Raw genomic sequence first — 17,396 nt, 5'->3', positions numbered from 1 at the left:
ATCGTTAATAATATATTTTTTATTTTAATTAAAAATAGCGCGAGTTGATCTCAAATATGGAATTTTTTAATTTATGCGCTTATTGTTACTTTATTGTTGCTGGATTGATTAAATATTTTTTCTTTTAGGCTATATTTTTGCGACAAGCTTCAAATATAAAAAAGGCCACCCGAGGTGGCCAAACATGTCGAACTTTGAAAATATTACACACTACCTTCCGGTATGCTGAGCCTGCGGTTTAACGCCCCAGCACGGCTTTTACCGCATCGCCGATATCAGCCAGGCTGCGCACGGTCTTGACGCCCGCCGCTTCCAGCGCGGCGAATTTGTCATCCGCTGTACCTTTGCCGCCCGCGATAATCGCGCCGGCATGGCCCATACGCTTGCCTTTCGGCGCCGTCACCCCGGCGATGTAACCCACCACCGGTTTGGTAACGTGTTCTTTGATGTAAGCTGCCGCTTCTTCTTCCGCGGTACCGCCGATTTCACCGATCATCACGATGGCTTCGGTTTGCGGATCCTGCTCGAACAGCTTGAGAATATCGATAAAGTTGGAGCCCGGAATCGGGTCGCCGCCGATACCTACGCAGGTCGACTGACCCAGACCGGTATCAGTAGTCTGCTTCACCGCTTCATAGGTCAGCGTACCGGAACGGGACACGATGCCTACCTTGCCCGGCAGATGAATGTGGCCCGGCATGATGCCGATCTTGCAGGCGCCCGGCGTAATGACCCCCGGGCAGTTCGGACCGATCATCCGAACGCCGCTCTGCTCCAGCTTCACTTTCACCGTCAGCATATCCAGCGTCGGGATACCTTCGGTAATACAGATGATCAACTGGATGCCGGCATCAATGGCTTCCAGAATGGAATCCTTGCAGAACGGCGCCGGGACATAGATGACCGACGCTGTCGCGCCAGTGGTTTCCACCGCTTCGCGCACGGTATTAAATACCGGCAGACCCAGATGTTCGGTGCCACCCTTGCCTGGCGTCACGCCCCCAACCATCTGCGTACCGTAAGCAATCGCCTGCTCAGAATGGAACGACCCCTGACTGCCGGTAAAACCCTGACAGATGACTTTGGTGTTTTTATCGATCAGAATGGACATTATTTACCCTCCACTGCAGCAACCACTTGCTGAGCCGCATCCGTCAGGCTGGTCGCAGCAATGATATTCAGACCACTATCCGCCAGTTTTTGCGCCCCCAGTTCGGCATTGTTGCCTTCCAGACGCACCACCACCGGAACGTTCACACCCACTTCAGCTACCGCGCCGATAATACCGTCGGCAATCAGGTCGCAACGCACGATACCGCCGAAAATATTCACCAGTACCGCTTTCACCTTGTCGTCGGACAGGATGATCTTGAAGGCTTCAGTAACACGCTCTTTGGTGGCGCCGCCGCCCACATCAAGGAAGTTGGCCGGTGAACCGCCGTGCAGTTTCACGATATCCATAGTACCCATGGCCAGACCGGCGCCGTTTACCATGCAGCCGATATTGCCATCCAGCGCCACATAGTTCAGTTCCCACTGCGCGGCATGCGCTTCACGCGCGTCTTCCTGAGAGTGGTCGCGCATTTCGCGCAGTTCCGGCTGACGGAACAGGGCATTGCCGTCGGCGCCCAGTTTGCCGTCCAGGCAGATCAGATCGCCCTGTTTGGTGATCACCAGCGGGTTGATTTCCACCAGCGCCAAATCGCGCTCCAGGAACAGGGTCGCCAGTCCCATGAAAATTTTGGTGAACTGCGCCACCTGCTTGCCACTAAGGCCCAGCTTGAACGCCAGCTCGCGTCCCTGATACGGCTGAGGACCGGTCAACGGATCCAGCGCGACTTTATGGATCAGGTGCGGCGTTTCTTCCGCAACTTTCTCAATCTCTACCCCACCCTCGGTGGATGCCATGAACACCACACGACGAGTGCCGCGGTCGACGACCGCACCCAGGTAAAGTTCTTTATCAATGTCCGTCGCGCCTTCTACCAGAATTTGGTGAACCGGCTGGCCGTTGGCGTCAGTCTGGTAGGTCACCAGACGCTTACCCAGCCAGTTTTCGGCAAAGGCGCGAATCTCTTCTTTGCTGTTCACCAGCTTCACGCCGCCGGCCTTGCCGCGGCCGCCGGCATGAACCTGACACTTCACGACCCACGGACCTGCGCCAATCTTGGATGCCGCTTCTTCCGCTTCACGCGGTGTTGTGCAGGCGTAACCGGTAGGCGCCGGTAAACCATACCGCGCAAAGAGCTGTTTTGCCTGATACTCATGTAAATTCATGATGTTCTATCCATTTAAGTTTGAAGATAAGTCCGGAGACTTTCTGTCGTGGATAACGCCGCCGCGCGTGCGCAACGGCCTGCATAGCACATAATAAAGGCGGCAGGGCGCAGGCCGGCCGCCTTTCACTGCAACGCGTTAGACATCCAGCAGCAAGCGGGCCGGGTCTTCCAGCATCTCTTTAACGGTAACCAGGAAACCGACCGATTCACGGCCGTCGACCAGACGATGATCGTAGGACAACGCCAGGTACATCATCGGCAGAATCACAACCTGACCATCCACCGCCATCGGGCGATCCTTGATGGCGTGCATCCCCAGAATCGCGCTCTGCGGCGGGTTGATGATCGGGGTCGACATCAGGGAACCGAACACGCCGCCGTTGGTGATGGTGAAGTTACCGCCGGTCAGCTCTTCGACCGTCAGTTTACCGTCACGGCCTTTCACCGCCAGTTCTTTGATTTTCTTCTCGATCTCGGCCATACCCAGCAGATCGACATCTTTCAGCACCGGCGTCACCAGACCACGCGGGGTCGACACCGCGATGCTGACGTCAAAGTAGTTGTGGTAAACCACATCTTCGCCATCAATGGACGCATTCACTTCCGGGAAGCGCTTCAAGGCTTCCACAACGGCCTTGATATAGAAGGACATGAAGCCCAGGCGGATGCCGTGACGTTTCTCGAACGCCTCGCCATACTGCTTGCGCAGATCCATGATTGGCTTCATGTTGATTTCGTTGAACGTGGTCAGCATGGCGGTGCTGTTTTTGGCTTCCAGCAGACGCTCGGCCACGCGCTTGCGCAGACGGGTCATGGGAACACGTTTCTCGCTGCGGTTGCCCAGTGACGGTGCAGATGAAGCCGGCGCTGCGGCAGGCGCATCCGCCTTTTTACCAGCCGGTTTCTGAGCAGCCAGGTGCTTTTCCACGTCTTCACGAGTGATACGGCCGCCCACGCCGCTGCCCTTGATGGCAGCCGCGTCCAGATCGTGCTCGGCAATCAGACGACGGATAGCCGGACTCAGGGCATCGTTATTCTCATCTTCCAGCCCGGCTGTATGACGCTGTGCGGGCGTCGACTCTTTGCTCTGCGCTTTTTCGCTGGTTTCCTTGCCAGAATTGTCGCCGGGACGCAAACGCCCCAGAACCTGACGAGACGTTACGGTGGCGCCTTCCGCTTCCAGCACCACTTCCAGCACGCCGGCTTCAATCGCAGGAACTTCCAGCACGACTTTGTCGGTTTCAATTTCAACCAGTACTTCATCACGCTGGACGCTGTCGCCCGGTTTCTTGTGCCAGGTAGCCACAGTCGCATCGGCTACCGATTCAGGCAGGTCAGGGACAAGAATATCTACGCTACTCATTATCTATCCTTATTCATTTAATTAACGTTCAGCGCGTCATCAACCAGAGCTTGTTGTTGTTTCTGGTGTACGGACATATAGCCAACGGCGGGTGAAGCAGAGGCCGGACGACCGGCATACCGCAACGAGGCGCCAAAAGGAATCACCTCACGGAAGTGGTGCTGGCTGCAGTACCACGCGCCCTGGTTCAGCGGCTCTTCCTGGCACCAGACAAAATCATGTACGTGAGCGAACGGCTCCAGCGCGGCCTGCACGGCCTGATGCGGGAACGGATACAGCTGTTCGATACGCACTATCGCCACATCTTTCTGTTCGTTCTTGCGACGTTGTTCCAGTAAATCATAGTAGACCTTGCCGGAACACAGCACGACGCGCTTCACCGCTTTCGGATCCAGCTCGTCGATTTCCCCAATCGCCGGCTGGAACTGGCCATTCGCCAGTTCATCCAGCGTGGAGGTAGCCAGCGGATGACGCAGCAGCGATTTCGGCGACATCACCACCAGCGGGCGACGCATGCCACGCAACGCCTGACGGCGCAACATGTGATAGACCTGCGCCGGCGTGGACGGAATGCACACCTGCATGTTCTGCTCGGCGCACAGTTGCAGATAACGCTCCAGACGCGCGGAGGAGTGCTCCGGCCCCTGACCTTCGTAGCCGTGCGGCAGCAGCATCACCAGCCCGCACATACGGCCCCACTTCTGCTCGCCGGAACTGATGAACTGGTCAATCACCACCTGCGCGCCGTTGGCGAAGTCGCCGAACTGGGCTTCCCAGATAGTCAGCGTGCGCGGTTCGGCAGTGGCATAACCGTATTCGAACGCCAGTACCGCCTCTTCAGACAGCACCGAATCCCAGACATTGAACACGCCTTGCGCGTTATGCACATACGCCAGCGGCGTGTAAGTGGAACCGCCTTTCTGGTTATGCACTACCGCATGACGATGGAAGAAGGTGCCGCGTCCGGCGTCCTCACCGGACAGACGCACCGGGATGCCCTCATCCACCAGCGTGGCGTAAGCCAGCGTTTCCGCACCGCCCCAGTCGAACAGTTTTTCGCCCGCCGCCATCTCGGCGCGGTCGTTATAAATCTTGGCGACGCGCGGCTGCATTTCCAGCGCTTCCGGCACTTCGCTGATCCGGTGCGCCAGCTCCTGCAGGCGTTTGGTTTCAACCTTGTGCGGATAAGGCTCATCCCAATCATGGTTGAGATAAGACATCCAGGTGAAGGAGTGCATATCCATCGGGCGCCACTCGTCTACCACGCATTCGCCGGCATCCAGCGCGTCGCGGTAAAGATTGACCAGCTCGGTGGCGTCTTCCAGCGTCGCCATCTGCTGTTGCTCCAGACGGTCGGCGTAGATTTTACGCGGCGTCGGGTGTTTCTTGATTTTCTGGTACATCACCGGCTGGGTAGCACTCGGCTCATCGGCTTCGTTATGGCCGTGACGGCGGTAGCACACCAGATCGATGAATACATCACGCTGGAAGGTGTTGCGGAAATCCAGCGCCAGACGGGTGACGAACGCCACCGCTTCCGGGTCGTCGGCGTTGACGTGGAAAATCGGCGCCTGCACCATCTTGCCGATGTCGGTACAGTATTCGGTGGAACGGGCATCACGCGGATTAGAAGTAGTAAAACCGATCTGGTTGTTGATGACGATACGGATAGTACCGCCTACTTCGTAACCACGGGCCTTGGACATGTTCAGGGTTTCCTGCACCACGCCCTGACCGGCAATCGCGGCGTCGCCGTGAATGGTGATCGGCAGCACCAGCGCACTGCTGGGATTGTCCAGACGATCGATACGCGCACGCACTGACCCAATCACCACCGGGCTGACAATTTCCAGATGCGACGGGTTGAACGCCAGCGCCAGATGCACTTTGCCGCCTTCGGTTTCCATGTCAGACGAGAAACCCTGATGGTATTTCACGTCGCCGGTGCCGAGGTGATCTTTGTGCTTGCCGGAGAACTCATCGAACAGATCCTGGGGTTTTTTACCCATCACGTTCACCAGCACGTTGAGACGCCCGCGGTGGGCCATCCCCATCACCACTTCGCGCGTACCGTTTTTACCCGCGTGACGGATAATTTCCTTCAGCATCGGGATCAGCGCATCGCCCCCTTCGAGCGAGAAGCGCTTGGCACCCGGGAACTTGGCGCCCAGATAACGCTCCAACCCTTCGGCGGCGGTCAACTCTTTCAGAAAACGCTTTCTTTCTTCAACAGTAAAACTCGCCAGCCCCACCACCGACTCGATGCGCTGCTGAATCCAGCGTTTTTCTTCGGTATTGGTGATGTGCATGTATTCTGCGCCAATCGGGCCGCAGTAGGTCTGCTTGAGCGCCGCGTACAGCTCGCCAAGCGGCATGGTTTCCTTGCCGATGGCGAACGAGCCGACATTGAAGCTCTCTTTCAGATCGTCGTCAGTCAGGTTGTGATAGGCAAGATCCAGATCCGGTACGTGTTCCTGTTTCCACAAACCCAGCGGATCAAGATTGGCATGCTGATGACCACGGAAACGAAAAGCGTTAATCAGCTGCAATACCTTAACCTGCTTGGCGTCGCTGTCAGGGTCGGTAATGGAAGAGGTATAACGCGAAGCGTCTTTCGCCAGGCGGCGGAAATAGTCGCGGGTTTTGGAGTGAAGTTGATCCGGTTTAACCCCAGTGGTAGGAAGTTGTTGAAAAATCGAACGCCAGCTGTGATCGATAGAATCCGGGTCAGTTAAAAAATCTTCATAGAGCTGCTCTATGTAGGACTGGTTCGCGCCCGCCAGATAGGAGGAATCCAGCCAGGCCTTCATTGCGCCGTTCTGCATTGTGATCCCTTAAGCTAATAAGCTTCAGTTTTCGCCGTGGTTAACATGTCTTATGTTGCCGTTATAAAACGGGTTGCCGTAAATACGGTTCACTTGCTGTGCCTGGTTACACACGCTGCGGATATTCCTATCCTGAAGGAACCTTTAAAAAACGGTTCGGGCGCATAAGCCGGTTTTTAAAGGTTTCCTGTGGCACCCCCGCCTTATTACGGGGGTGCCGGTTTGTTACATAACGTCTGAAACTCAGGCGCTACGCTGCAACAGCATCGACTTGATATGGCCGATGGCGCGCGTTGGGTTCAATCCTTTCGGGCAAACGCTGACGCAATTCATGATGCTGTGACAGCGGAATACGCTGAAAGCGTCATTCAGGTCGTCCAGACGCGCTTTGGTTTCCGTATCGCGGCTATCGATCAGGAAACGGTACGCGGCCAGCAGACCGGCAGGCCCGATAAATTTATCCGGGTTCCACCAGAACGACGGGCAGGACGTGGAGCAGCAAGCGCACATGATGCACTCGTACAGCCCATCCAGTTTTTCCCGCTGTTCCGGCGCTTGCAAATGTTCGCGCGCCGGCGGATTTTTCCCATTATTCAACAGGTAAGGTTTGATTTTCTCATATTGGGCATAGAACTGTCCCATGTCCACCACCAAATCACGCACAACCGGCAACCCCGGCAGGGGGCGGATCACAATTTTGCTATTGCCGTTACGCAGGGTGGACACCGGAGTAATGCACGCCAGCCCATTCTTGCCATTCATGTTCAGACCGTCAGACCCACACACGCCCTCACGACAGGAGCGGCGAAACGCCAGCGTCGGATCCTGCTCTTTCAGAAGGATCAACGCATCCAGCAGCATCATGTCGCGGCCTTCTTCCGCTTCCAGCGTATAGTCCTGCATGCGCGGCGCGCTATCGACATCCGGGTTGTAACGATAAACGGAAAATTCAACTTTCATCGCTTTCTCTCCGCACAATTAATAAGTACGCACTTTCGGCGGGAACGCCGGGCGCAGTTTAGGCTGCATGTTCACCTCACGGCGCGTCATGCTTTCGGTTTGCGGTTGATACAGCGAATGACACAACCAATTCTCGTCATCACGATCAGGATAGTCGAAGCGGCTGTGAGCACCACGGCTTTCGGTGCGGAAGTTTGCCGACACCGCGGTGGCGTAAGCGGTTTCCATCAGGTTGTCCAGCTCCAGGCATTCGATGCGCTGGGTGTTGAACTCGCTGGAAGTATCGTCCAGACGGGCATTGTTGAGACGCTCGCGGATCACTTTCAGCTCTTCCAGCCCTTTCGCCATCGCGTCGCCTTCGCGGAATACCGAGAAGTTATTCTGCATACAGGCTTGCAGCGCCTTGCGGATCTCCACCGGGTCCTCACCGGAACGGGTATTGTTCCAACGGTTGAGACGTTCCAGCGAGGCGTCGACATCGGAATCGCTGGCGTCGCGGGTATCGCCCTGCTCGGCCAGAGATTCCTGCAGGTGCATACCGGCGGAACGACCAAACACCACCAGGTCAAGCAGCGAGTTGCCACCCAGACGGTTGGCGCCGTGTACGGAGACGCAGGCGATTTCGCCCACGGCGAACAGACCCGGAATCACCACGTCTTCGCCCTTCTCGTTCACGGTCAGCGCCTGGCCAGTTACCTTGGTCGGAATACCGCCCATCATGTAGTGGCAGGTCGGGATAACCGGAATCGGCTCTTTCACCGGGTCTACGTGCGCAAAGGTGCGGGACAGCTCCAGAATGCCCGGCAGACGGGATTCGAGAACATCTTTGCCCAAATGGTCCAGCTTCAGTTTGGCGTGCGGCCCCCACGGGCCATCGCAGCCCCGGCCTTCGCGGATTTCGATCATAATGGAACGCGCCACTACGTCGCGTCCCGCCAGATCTTTGGCGTTCGGCGCATAGCGCTCCATGAAACGCTCGCCGTGCTTGTTCAGCAGGTAACCGCCTTCACCACGGCACCCTTCGGTCACCAGCACGCCGGCGCCGGCGATCCCCGTCGGGTGGAACTGCCACATTTCCATGTCCTGCACCGGCACACCGGCGCGCAGCGCCATGCCAACGCCGTCGCCGGTGTTGATGTGGGCGTTGGTGGTGGACTGATAGATACGGCCTGCGCCGCCGGTCGCCAACACGGTGGCGCGGGCTTTGAAATAAACGACTTCGCCGGTTTCGATGCAGATGGCGGTACATCCCACCACCGCGCCATCCTGGTTTTTCACCAGATCCAGCGCATACCATTCGGAAAAGATGGTGGTATGGTTTTTCAGGTTCTGCTGGTACAGCGTGTGCAGCAATGCATGACCGGTACGGTCCGCCGCCGCCGCGGTGCGGGCAGCCTGCTCACCGCCGAAATTCTTGGACTGACCGCCGAACGGGCGCTGATAAATGCGGCCGTCATCCAGACGGGAGAACGGCAGCCCCATGTGCTCCAGTTCCAGAATCGCTTCCGGACCGGTTTTACACATGTATTCAATCGCGTCCTGGTCACCGATATAGTCGGAACCTTTCACGGTGTCATACATGTGCCATTCCCAGTTATCCTCGTGGGTGTTACCCAGCGCCACGGTAATTCCGCCCTGAGCGGACACGGTATGGGAACGAGTCGGGAACACTTTTGACAACAGGGCGCAGGACAGGCCCATCTGGGAAATCTGCAGCGCGGCGCGCATACCGGCACCACCCGCACCGACGACAACGGCATCAAACTCTCTGACTGGCAAATTCATTACGCACCCCACACCACAACAGTTCCATAAATGACGTACACCAATAACGCGACCACGATAGCCAGCTGCAAAGTCAGCCGGACGGCCAGCGGTTTGATGTAATCAGTCAACACCTGCCACATCCCGATCCAGGCATGGACCAGAATGGCGAATAACGTCAGCAGGGTGAACACCTTGGTGAGATGCATGGCGAAAAAACCACGCCAGATTTCATACGTGATGTTACCGGCGCTGGCCACAAAGCCAACGATATACAGGACATACAGCACGATGACGATGGCAGAAGCGCGAAGTAATAACCAATCGTGTACGCCATTACGTCCCAATGCGGAGGCATTGCTTACCATACGAGGACTCCAGCCAAAAATGAAAGCACGACAGTAATAATGAAAGAGATTTTTGCAGAACGTGATCCCGCCGCGAAGTTTTCTTCGATATAGCCAAAATCCATCAGCAGATGGCGCAGACCACCTACAATATGATAGGCCAGCGCGGTCAGAATGCCCCAGACAATGAATTTCACGATGAAGCTGTCCATGATGGCCGCCGCCTGGACAAACCCTTCCTGCGAAGAGAGGGAGAGACCGAGCAGCCACAACAGAATACCCACAGCAACAAACGTAATAACGCCGGAGACACGGTGAAGAATAGATGCTATCGCGGTAACGGGGAACCGGATCGTCTGCAGATCCAGATTGACAGGTCTTTGTTTTTTCACGGGTTTGCCCACACAGCTTTTATTATTTTCTTCCTCCGGACCTGTTGTGGGGTCAGACAGTGTGGACGGTGAGATGATGTTTGTCTCTGTCAATGCGCGCCTGAATCATGATCCTTTTCTTCAATCGCACAAACCGATCACACTGGGTGCTCCTACTGCAGGGTATTCCGGAGACCTGGCGGCAGTATAGGCACTTCACATTCTTATTACAATTACCCTACAAACTGTTTGGGCACATTTGCCCTGAACAGTGAGTAAGATCACGAATTTCACAATTTATATAAAATTAATTATCTGATTTGACAAATCTTAAACATTTAAATTACAAATAGGACCCAAGAAACCTTTTGCCCTGTTAAAGCTCATCGGTAGCTCTTTCCCATTCACCAAAGTTATGTAACAGTGGGAAACAAAGTCCCCGGAAAAGTGATAAGTACTAGCTACAATTAGAGCAGGACAGGGTTAATGCCCAAGCTGGGAGAGCACGTGTTCACCCTGACTGTGGCCGCCTGACATCTGGTCAACTCTGTACCCCGGTCTTCTTGCAGACCGCAGAGTGACGCCTGGTCTATTTACTTTGTCCAGCGTGCGGGCATGACGGTATTTCTGCAGTGACGAATTTTTAAAATTAAAGATTAAAGCGCTAAGGAGACTGTAAATGGCTGATAAAAAAGCAACGCTTACTATAGACGGTAAAGAGTCTATTGAGCTGAATGTCCTGTCTGGTACGCTTGGCAACGACGAGATTGATATTCGTAGCCTCGGTTCTAAAGGTTATTTCACGTTTGACCCCGGTTTTACCTCTACCGCGTCCTGTGAATCCAAAATCACTTATATTGACGGCGATGTGGGCGTACTGCTGCACCGCGGCTATCCCATCGCGCAACTGGCGGAAAAATCCAACTACCTGGAAGTCTGTTACATCCTGCTGTTTGGCGAAGCGCCGACGCAGGAACAGTACGACACCTTCAAGACCACCGTCACCCGCCATACCATGATTCACGAGCAGATCACCCGCCTGTTCCACGGCTTTCGCCGTGACTCCCACCCGATGGCGGTGCTCTGCGGCGTGACGGGCGCGCTGGCGGCGTTCTACCATGACTCGCTGGATATCGGCAACGAGCGTCACCGCGAAATCGCCGCCTATCGTCTGCTGTCGAAAATGCCGACCGTGGCGGCCATGTGCTACAAGTACTCCATCGGCCAGCCGTTCGTGTATCCGCGTAACGACCTGTCCTACGCCGGTAACTTCCTGCACATGATGTTCGCTACGCCGTGCGAAGAATACGTCGTGAATCCGGTGCTGGAACGCGCTATGGACCGCATCCTGATTCTGCATGCCGATCATGAGCAGAATGCGTCCACGTCCACCGTGCGTACCGCCGGTTCTTCCGGCGCCAACCCGTTCGCGTGTATCGCCGCGGGCATCGCTTCGCTATGGGGGCCGGCACACGGCGGCGCCAACGAAGCTTGTCTGCGTATGCTGGAAGAAATCAGTTCCGTCGAGCACATTCCGGCCTTCATCAAACGCGCCAAGGACAAGAACGACTCGTTCCGCCTGATGGGCTTCGGCCATCGCGTGTATAAGAACTACGACCCGCGTGCCACCGTAATGCGCCAGACTTGTCATGAAGTACTGAAAGAACTGGGCACCAAGGATGACCTGCTGGAAGTGGCGATGGAGCTGGAAAACATCGCGCTGAACGACCCGTACTTCATCGAGCGCAAACTCTACCCGAACGTGGACTTCTACTCCGGCATCATCCTGAAAGCCATGGGCATTCCGTCTACCATGTTCACGGTGATTTTCGCGATGGCGCGTACCGTCGGCTGGATCGCTCACTGGAGCGAAATGCACGGCGAAGGGTTGAAGATCGCCCGTCCGCGCCAGCTGTACACCGGCCACGGCGAACGCGATTTCGAGCCATCAGTCACCAAACGCTAAACGCAGCCGCCCTATCTGGTGGTTAGCAGTGAAAAGGTCGGGCTGTGCCCGACCTTTTTTATTTGTATTTTTCACACCGTTCGCCGCACCGGCTCTCTCACCCGCGAATCATTGCTGGCAGTGCGGGCAGGCATAAAACGGTCGGGACGCCACCAGGCTTTTCACAATAGGGTGACCACAGCGCTCGCAGGGTTTCCCATCCAGATGAAACACGTGAAAACGGAATAACGCGCCATGATGACGATTCTCATCGTCTTCCGAATCGCGCGTCTGGTACGACAGTCTGGGAATCTCCAGCAGCATGCGGCTTAACATCGCCAGTTCGGTCTCGCTGAGATCCGCCGCCCGCCGCGTTGGCGCCAGCGCTGACGCCCACAGAATTTCCACCCGCAGATAATTGCCAAGCCCGGCCAAAAAACCCTGATCCAGCAACAGGGTCCCGAGTTGCCTGCGGCAAAAGCGCGCTGACAGCAGCCGTTCCCGCACCTCGTCGACCGTCAATGACTCATCCAGCACGTCCGGCCCAATCCGCTGTAAAAAAGGATGAGTCGCCAGCTGTTCGGGCGTCAGCATAGCGATATCAGAAGCGCTGTAGAGCGAAGCGGCATTATCGTCGGTATCCAACCTGACTCGCAGCTCCCGGCGGGTATCGGGCGGCTGTTTTCCCACTCGCCAGACCCCGTACAGCTGATTATGACTGTACATGACCACGTCATTGGAGAACCAGGTCAACAGCGCCTTGCCACGGGTGACGATACGCTCAACCTGTTCCCCCATCAGCGTTGCTTCGTAGGGTTTCAGTTCAGGAAAAGCAAACCACACGCCAGTCAGCGTTTTTCCCACCACTGCGGCAGCCAGCCGATCGGCGGCACGTCGAATCTCGGGGCCTTCGGGCATCCTCTCCTCCGTTATCGGGCCGTAACCTGTATGCCATACTGGGTGAAGCTTTCTCGCAACCGGCGGGCGAAAATCAGCGCGTGGGCGTTATCGCCGTGCAGACAGACCGTTTCCGCCTGCACCGCGACCCAACTGCCGTTGCTGGCGCGAACCCGCTGACGCTGCACCATTTCCAGCGTCTGAGCCAGCGCCAGTTCATCGCTGCTGATCACGGCGGAAGGCTGATCGCGCGGCACCAGCGAACCATCGGCCTGATAGCTGCGATCGGCGAACACTTCCTGACGAGTCTTCAGTCCGGCTCGTTTACCGGCACGAATCAGCTCGCTGCCCGCCAGCCCCACCAGACACAGCGACGGATCCACCGCCGCCACTGCGCGGGCAATGGCATCCGCCAGCGCCGGATCGCGCGCCGCCTGATTGTAGAGCATGCCGTGGGGTTTAACGTGAAACAGGCGTGCGCCTTCCGCCTTGACGATCGCCGCCAGCGCGCCAATCTGGTACACCACCTGCGCGTAAACCGTTTCCGGCGGCAAATTCATGGACGAACGGCCGAAGTTTTCGCGATCGGGAAAGCTCGGATGCGCGCCAATCGCCACGCCATACTGGATGGCCCAGCATACCGACTGACGCATCAGGTCGGCGTCGCCGGCATGAAAGCCGCAGGCGATATTGGCGGAACTGACCAATTGTAACAGTGCCTCATCGTGCTGGCCGCCCTCTCCCAGGTCGGCGTTCAAATCAATTACCATGCAGCCTCCAGGCCAGTTGTTCCAGATAGCGATGTTGCTCCTGCAATGCCCGTAGCGCGTCATCCGGCGAGCAGCGAATAAAATGAACCGGTTCGCCCAGGCGCAACTGCGCCATGTTGTACAGGTCGGCCTCAATCACGCAACCGATGCGCGGATAGCCGCCGGTCGTCTGGGCATCGGCCATCAGCACAATCGGCTTGCCGTTGTGGGGCACCTGAATCACCCCCGGCAGCAGGCCGTGGGACAACATTTCCCGTTGATTTTCGCGTATCAGCTCCGGCCCCAGCAGGCGATAGCCCATGCGGTTGCTCTGTGGGCTGAGATGCCAGCCGGTGCGCCAGAAATTGTCGCGCGCCTCTTCACTGAACTCCTGATACTCCGGCCCCGGCAACACACGCACCCGATTGCTGAACAACAGCTGCTTAACCCCGACGGAACGGCTGGGCAAACGCCGCGGTTTTCCCAGCGGCAACGTATCACCGTCCGCCAGCGGGCGTCCTTCCAGCCCGCCAATTCCCGCCTTCAGGTCGGTACTGCGGGATCCCAGCACCTCCGGCACATCAATCCCGCCGGATAGCGCCAGATAACTGCGCATGCCGTTACGTGGCGAACGCAGGCGCAACGTCTGCCCCGGTTTCGCCGCAAAACACCAGCCGGTCCATAGCGTTTTGCCGTCTAATGTGGCGTGACAGTCGGCCCCGGTCAGCGCAATCCAGCACGGTGTAGTGAAGGTGGCCGCCAGTTGCCCCAGCGTGATTTCCAGCGCCGCCGTGTCCGTGTCGTTCCCCACCAGCAAATTGGCGAGCTTCAGCGCCGGACTATCCAGCGCGCCGCACTGGCTGATGCCCAGTTGCCGCCACCCCGGACGTCCGAGATCCTGCACCGTGGTCTGCAATCCTGCCCGGATAATCTTCAGCATATTCCCTCCCGCTGCGGAACAAAGCGTACCCGATCGCCCGGCCTCAACAGCGTTGGCGGCGTCTGCGTCGGCTGGAACAGGGCCAGCGAGGTGCGGCCAATCAGTTGCCAGCCGCCCGGCGTACTGAGTGGATAAACGCCGGTCTGGCTGCCGCCGATCCCTACCGAACCGGCAGGCACCAGCACCCGGGGTTCAGCGCGTCGCGGCGTGGACAGCGCCTCATCCAACCCGCCGAGATACGGGAAACCGGGTTGGAAACCGAGGAAGTAGACCACATAGCGCCCGGCGGCATGACGTTCCACCACCTGTTGCGCGGTCATGCCGCAATGCTCCGCCACCACGTTCAGATCCGGCCCTTGTTCGCCGCCGTAGATCACCGGAATCACCACGTCGCGCTGTGGCACGTCGGTAAGCGATTCGCTCTCTTCCCACCAGCGTTGCAGGCGTTCGATAGCATCCAGCGCCTGCCGACGCGGATGCCGGAGCACCACCGTCAGGTTATTCATACCGGGGATGACTTCACTGACGTCGTCGTGCCCGGCCAGACGCTCCGCCAGTCCCCAGATTCGTTGCTGGCTTTCCAGTCGCAGCGGCGGTTCCAGTTCCAGCACCACCGCTTTCTCACCCAACAGATAACAGCGCGCGCGTTGCATCCTTCCTCCAGCCTGATGTTGTCCGTCTTATCCCGCCGCCGTCATGATCTACGGCGTCCGGCTGTTCAATTACGCCGGGTTAGGGATATCAATGAATGTCACGTCAAAACCATGTTGCGACGCCAGCCATTCGCCCAGCGCGCGGATCCCGGCCCGCTCGGTGGCGTGATGGCCGGCGGCATAGAAATGCAGCCCCATTTCACGGGCGGTGTGGATGGTTTTCTCCGATACCTCGCCGGTGATGAAGGCATCAACGCCAAAATCAGCCGCCTGATCGATAAAACTCTGCCCGCCGCCGGTACACCAGGCGATACGCCGGATCTGCGCAGGCGCGTTGTCGCCGCTATGCAGCACCGGCCGCTCCAGCGCCGTTTCCAGCCTCTGACGCAAGTCGTCGCCGCTGCAAGGCTGGGGCAGTTCGCCGTATGGCAGCAGCGATTCAATCTCGCCCAGCACCCGGATCCCCAGCATCGCCGCCAGCCGGGCGTTGTTGCCGACGTCCGGATGAGCGTCCAGCGGCAGGTGGTAGCCGTACAGGTTGAGGTCATTAGCCAGCAGGGTCTTCAGGCGCTGACGTTTCATGCCGCGCACCACCGCCGGCTCGTTGCGCCAGAAATAGCCGTGATGCACCAGCACCGCGTCGGCCTGCTGCGCCACGGCGGCATCCAGCAACGCCTGACAGGCGGTGACGCCGGTGACGATGCGCCGCACCTCGCTGCGCCCTTCCACCTGTAGCCCGTTGGGCCCGTAGTCCTGAAACGCCGCCACATTGAGAAAACCGTTGATCAGGCTTTCCAGTTCGGTATTACGCATAGCTTATGCTCCTTTCTGTCTTCAGTGGCGATCATGCCGTTTCGCCGCTTTTCGCGGCTTCAAATGCCGCCAGCGTGCGCGTACGCGCCTGTTTGTGATCGACAATCGGCAAGGGATAGTCGATGCGCCGCTGCTGGCGCACGGCCCAGTCGTGAGGCTGATGAACGGCCTTGCCCGGAACCTGCGCCAGCTCCGGTACCCAGCGCCGGATAAACACGCCTTCCGGGTCGAAACGCTCGCCCTGCGTCGTCGGGTTGAAAATACGAAAATAAGGCGCGGCGTCGGTGCCGGTGGATGCCGCCCACTGCCAGCCGCCGTTATTGGCGGCCAAATCGCCGTCCAGCAGTTGGCTCATAAAGTAACGCTCGCCTTCGCGCCAGTCGATCAGCAGATCTTTCACCAAAAAACTGGCGCAAATCATCCGTAGCCGGTTGTGCATCCAGCCGGTCTGGTTCAACTGCCGCATCGCCGCATCAACGATGGGGTAGCCGGTCTCCCCCCGTTGCCACGCCGCCAGTTCGTCCGGCGCGTTGCGCCACGCCACGCGCCGCGTCCAGCCGATAAACGGCTGGTGCTTGCACAACGCCGGGCTGAACACCAGCAGGTGGCGGTAAAACTCGCGCCACACCAGCTCGTTGAACCAGGTAAACGCGCCGCTTTCCGACCGGACCAGCCAGTCCGGGTGTTCCATCGTTAAGCGATTGAAACACTGACGCGGCGACAGTATTCCCAGCGCCAGATACGGCGACAGCTTACTGGTGGCGGCCAGCGCGGGCAGGTCGCGCTGTTCATGGTAAAACGTCACCTGCTCACGGCAGAACTGGCGCAGGCGCTGCAAGGCCGCCGGCTCGCCGGCCGGAAAATCGGCATCAACGTCGGTTTGCGGATAGTCGAACGGCGCCAGCGACGCCAGCGTGATGTCGCCCTGTCGGCGGGCAGCCGGCACGGGTACCGAACCGACATCGCTTTGTTGCAGTCGTTTGAGAAAAGCGGCGCGAAATGGCGTAAACACCTTGTACATGTCGCCGGAGCCGGTGACCACGCTGCCGGGCGGCAACAGCAGGCTGTCGTCAAATCCCCGGCATTCGGTCACGCCGGTCAACGTCTGTTCCAGTTGCTGGTCGCGCTGGCGTTCATTCCATTCATACTGACGGTTGTAAAACAGACGCGCCACCTGACGCTCGCGGCAGAAATCGGCCAGCCAGCGAACACTGGCGGCGAAATCATCGCACTGATGGTAGTGCAGCGGGATGCCTTTCTCCCGCAGCGCCTGTTGCACACCACGCAAATTATCCAGCAGGAACGCCGCCTGACACGGCGCCATTACATGGCTGGCCCACTGTTGCGGCGTGGCGATAAACACCGCCTCAACCCGTGCGTCGGGATCCTGGCAGGCGGCGTGCAACGCCAGATTATCGGTAAGGCGTAAATCGTGACGAAACCAGACCAGATGTGTGGTCATGAACCATCCTTAACGTACTGCTGAAAAA

At 57.9% G+C, this 17,396-nt stretch carries 15 protein-coding genes; 1 reads left to right on the top strand and 14 read right to left on the bottom strand.

Annotation, left to right across the window (positions count from 1 at the left end):
• Positions 1–238: 238 nt before the first annotated feature.
• The 8 genes from sucD to sdhC form a co-directional block, all read right to left on the bottom strand.
• Positions 239–1,111, bottom strand: coding sequence for a succinate--CoA ligase subunit alpha (gene sucD, locus DXX3274_RS06935; RefSeq protein ID WP_042859192.1), 873 nt, complete (start codon positions 1,109–1,111; stop codon positions 239–241).
• Positions 1,111–2,277 carry an ADP-forming succinate--CoA ligase subunit beta gene (sucC, locus tag DXX3274_RS06930; protein ID WP_038918321.1) on the bottom strand — a complete coding sequence of 389 codons (1,167 nt, stop codon included), beginning with the start codon at positions 2,275–2,277 and terminating at the stop codon, positions 1,111–1,113. The genes sucD and sucC overlap by 1 nt, the downstream gene beginning before the upstream one ends.
• Before the next feature lie 138 nt (positions 2,278–2,415).
• The gene (gene odhB / locus DXX3274_RS06925) at positions 2,416–3,642 is read right to left on the bottom strand and encodes a 2-oxoglutarate dehydrogenase complex dihydrolipoyllysine-residue succinyltransferase (RefSeq protein ID WP_042859191.1); all 1,227 of its coding nucleotides are present in this window, start codon (positions 3,640–3,642) and stop codon (positions 2,416–2,418) included.
• A gap of 17 nt (positions 3,643–3,659) precedes the next feature.
• Positions 3,660–6,467, bottom strand: coding sequence for a 2-oxoglutarate dehydrogenase E1 component (sucA, locus tag DXX3274_RS06920; RefSeq protein WP_042859190.1), 2,808 nt, complete (start codon positions 6,465–6,467; stop codon positions 3,660–3,662).
• A gap of 243 nt (positions 6,468–6,710) precedes the next feature.
• Complete coding sequence (locus tag DXX3274_RS06915; RefSeq protein ID WP_042859189.1) at positions 6,711–7,427, bottom strand: succinate dehydrogenase iron-sulfur subunit; 717 nt, start codon at positions 7,425–7,427, stop codon at positions 6,711–6,713.
• Positions 7,428–7,445: 18 nt separating this feature from the next.
• Positions 7,446–9,212 (bottom strand): succinate dehydrogenase flavoprotein subunit, encoded by a 1,767-nt coding sequence (sdhA, locus tag DXX3274_RS06910; RefSeq protein ID WP_038660815.1) that lies wholly within the window; start codon positions 9,210–9,212, stop codon positions 7,446–7,448.
• Positions 9,212–9,559 carry a succinate dehydrogenase membrane anchor subunit gene (sdhD, locus tag DXX3274_RS06905; protein ID WP_033570062.1) on the bottom strand — a complete coding sequence of 116 codons (348 nt, stop codon included), beginning with the start codon at positions 9,557–9,559 and terminating at the stop codon, positions 9,212–9,214. The genes sdhA and sdhD overlap by 1 nt, the downstream gene beginning before the upstream one ends.
• Complete coding sequence (sdhC, locus tag DXX3274_RS06900; protein ID WP_042859188.1) at positions 9,553–9,942, bottom strand: succinate dehydrogenase cytochrome b556 subunit; 390 nt, start codon at positions 9,940–9,942, stop codon at positions 9,553–9,555. The genes sdhD and sdhC overlap by 7 nt, the downstream gene beginning before the upstream one ends.
• Positions 9,943–10,588: 646 nt before the next feature.
• Here sdhC and DXX3274_RS06895 point away from each other — a divergent pair.
• Positions 10,589–11,875, top strand: coding sequence for a citrate synthase (locus tag DXX3274_RS06895; protein ID WP_042859186.1), 1,287 nt, complete (start codon positions 10,589–10,591; stop codon positions 11,873–11,875).
• A gap of 108 nt (positions 11,876–11,983) precedes the next feature.
• On the opposite strand, the gene nei is transcribed toward DXX3274_RS06895, so the two are convergent.
• The 6 genes from nei to phrB form a co-directional block, all read right to left on the bottom strand.
• Positions 11,984–12,772 carry an endonuclease VIII gene (gene nei / locus DXX3274_RS06890; RefSeq protein WP_042859185.1) on the bottom strand — a complete coding sequence of 263 codons (789 nt, stop codon included), beginning with the start codon at positions 12,770–12,772 and terminating at the stop codon, positions 11,984–11,986.
• Between the two features lie 11 nt (positions 12,773–12,783).
• Positions 12,784–13,521 carry a 5-oxoprolinase subunit PxpA gene (gene pxpA, locus DXX3274_RS06885; RefSeq protein ID WP_042859183.1) on the bottom strand — a complete coding sequence of 246 codons (738 nt, stop codon included), beginning with the start codon at positions 13,519–13,521 and terminating at the stop codon, positions 12,784–12,786.
• Positions 13,511–14,440 (bottom strand): 5-oxoprolinase subunit PxpC, encoded by a 930-nt coding sequence (pxpC, locus tag DXX3274_RS06880; RefSeq protein WP_042859182.1) that lies wholly within the window; start codon positions 14,438–14,440, stop codon positions 13,511–13,513. Before pxpC ends, pxpA begins: the two co-directional genes overlap by 11 nt.
• Entirely contained in the window at positions 14,434–15,093 is a 660-nt protein-coding gene (gene pxpB, locus DXX3274_RS06875) for a 5-oxoprolinase subunit PxpB (RefSeq protein ID WP_042859181.1), read from the bottom strand. Before pxpB ends, pxpC begins: the two co-directional genes overlap by 7 nt.
• Positions 15,094–15,162: 69 nt before the next feature.
• Positions 15,163–15,906 (bottom strand): type 2 GTP cyclohydrolase I, encoded by a 744-nt coding sequence (locus DXX3274_RS06870; RefSeq protein ID WP_042859180.1) that lies wholly within the window; start codon positions 15,904–15,906, stop codon positions 15,163–15,165.
• A 31-nt stretch (positions 15,907–15,937) separates the two neighbouring features.
• On the bottom strand, positions 15,938–17,368 hold the full coding sequence (phrB, locus tag DXX3274_RS06865; RefSeq protein ID WP_042859179.1) for a deoxyribodipyrimidine photo-lyase: 1,431 nt from the start codon (positions 17,366–17,368) through the stop codon (positions 15,938–15,940).
• Positions 17,369–17,396 lie beyond the last annotated feature (28 nt).

Source organism: Dickeya sp. NCPPB 3274, from assembly GCF_000406205.1.
Taxonomy (GTDB): Bacteria; Pseudomonadota; Gammaproteobacteria; order Enterobacterales; family Enterobacteriaceae; genus Dickeya; species Dickeya fangzhongdai.
The sequence above is the reverse complement of the archived record's forward strand: the minus strand, read 5'-3'. Positions and strand labels throughout refer to the sequence as shown.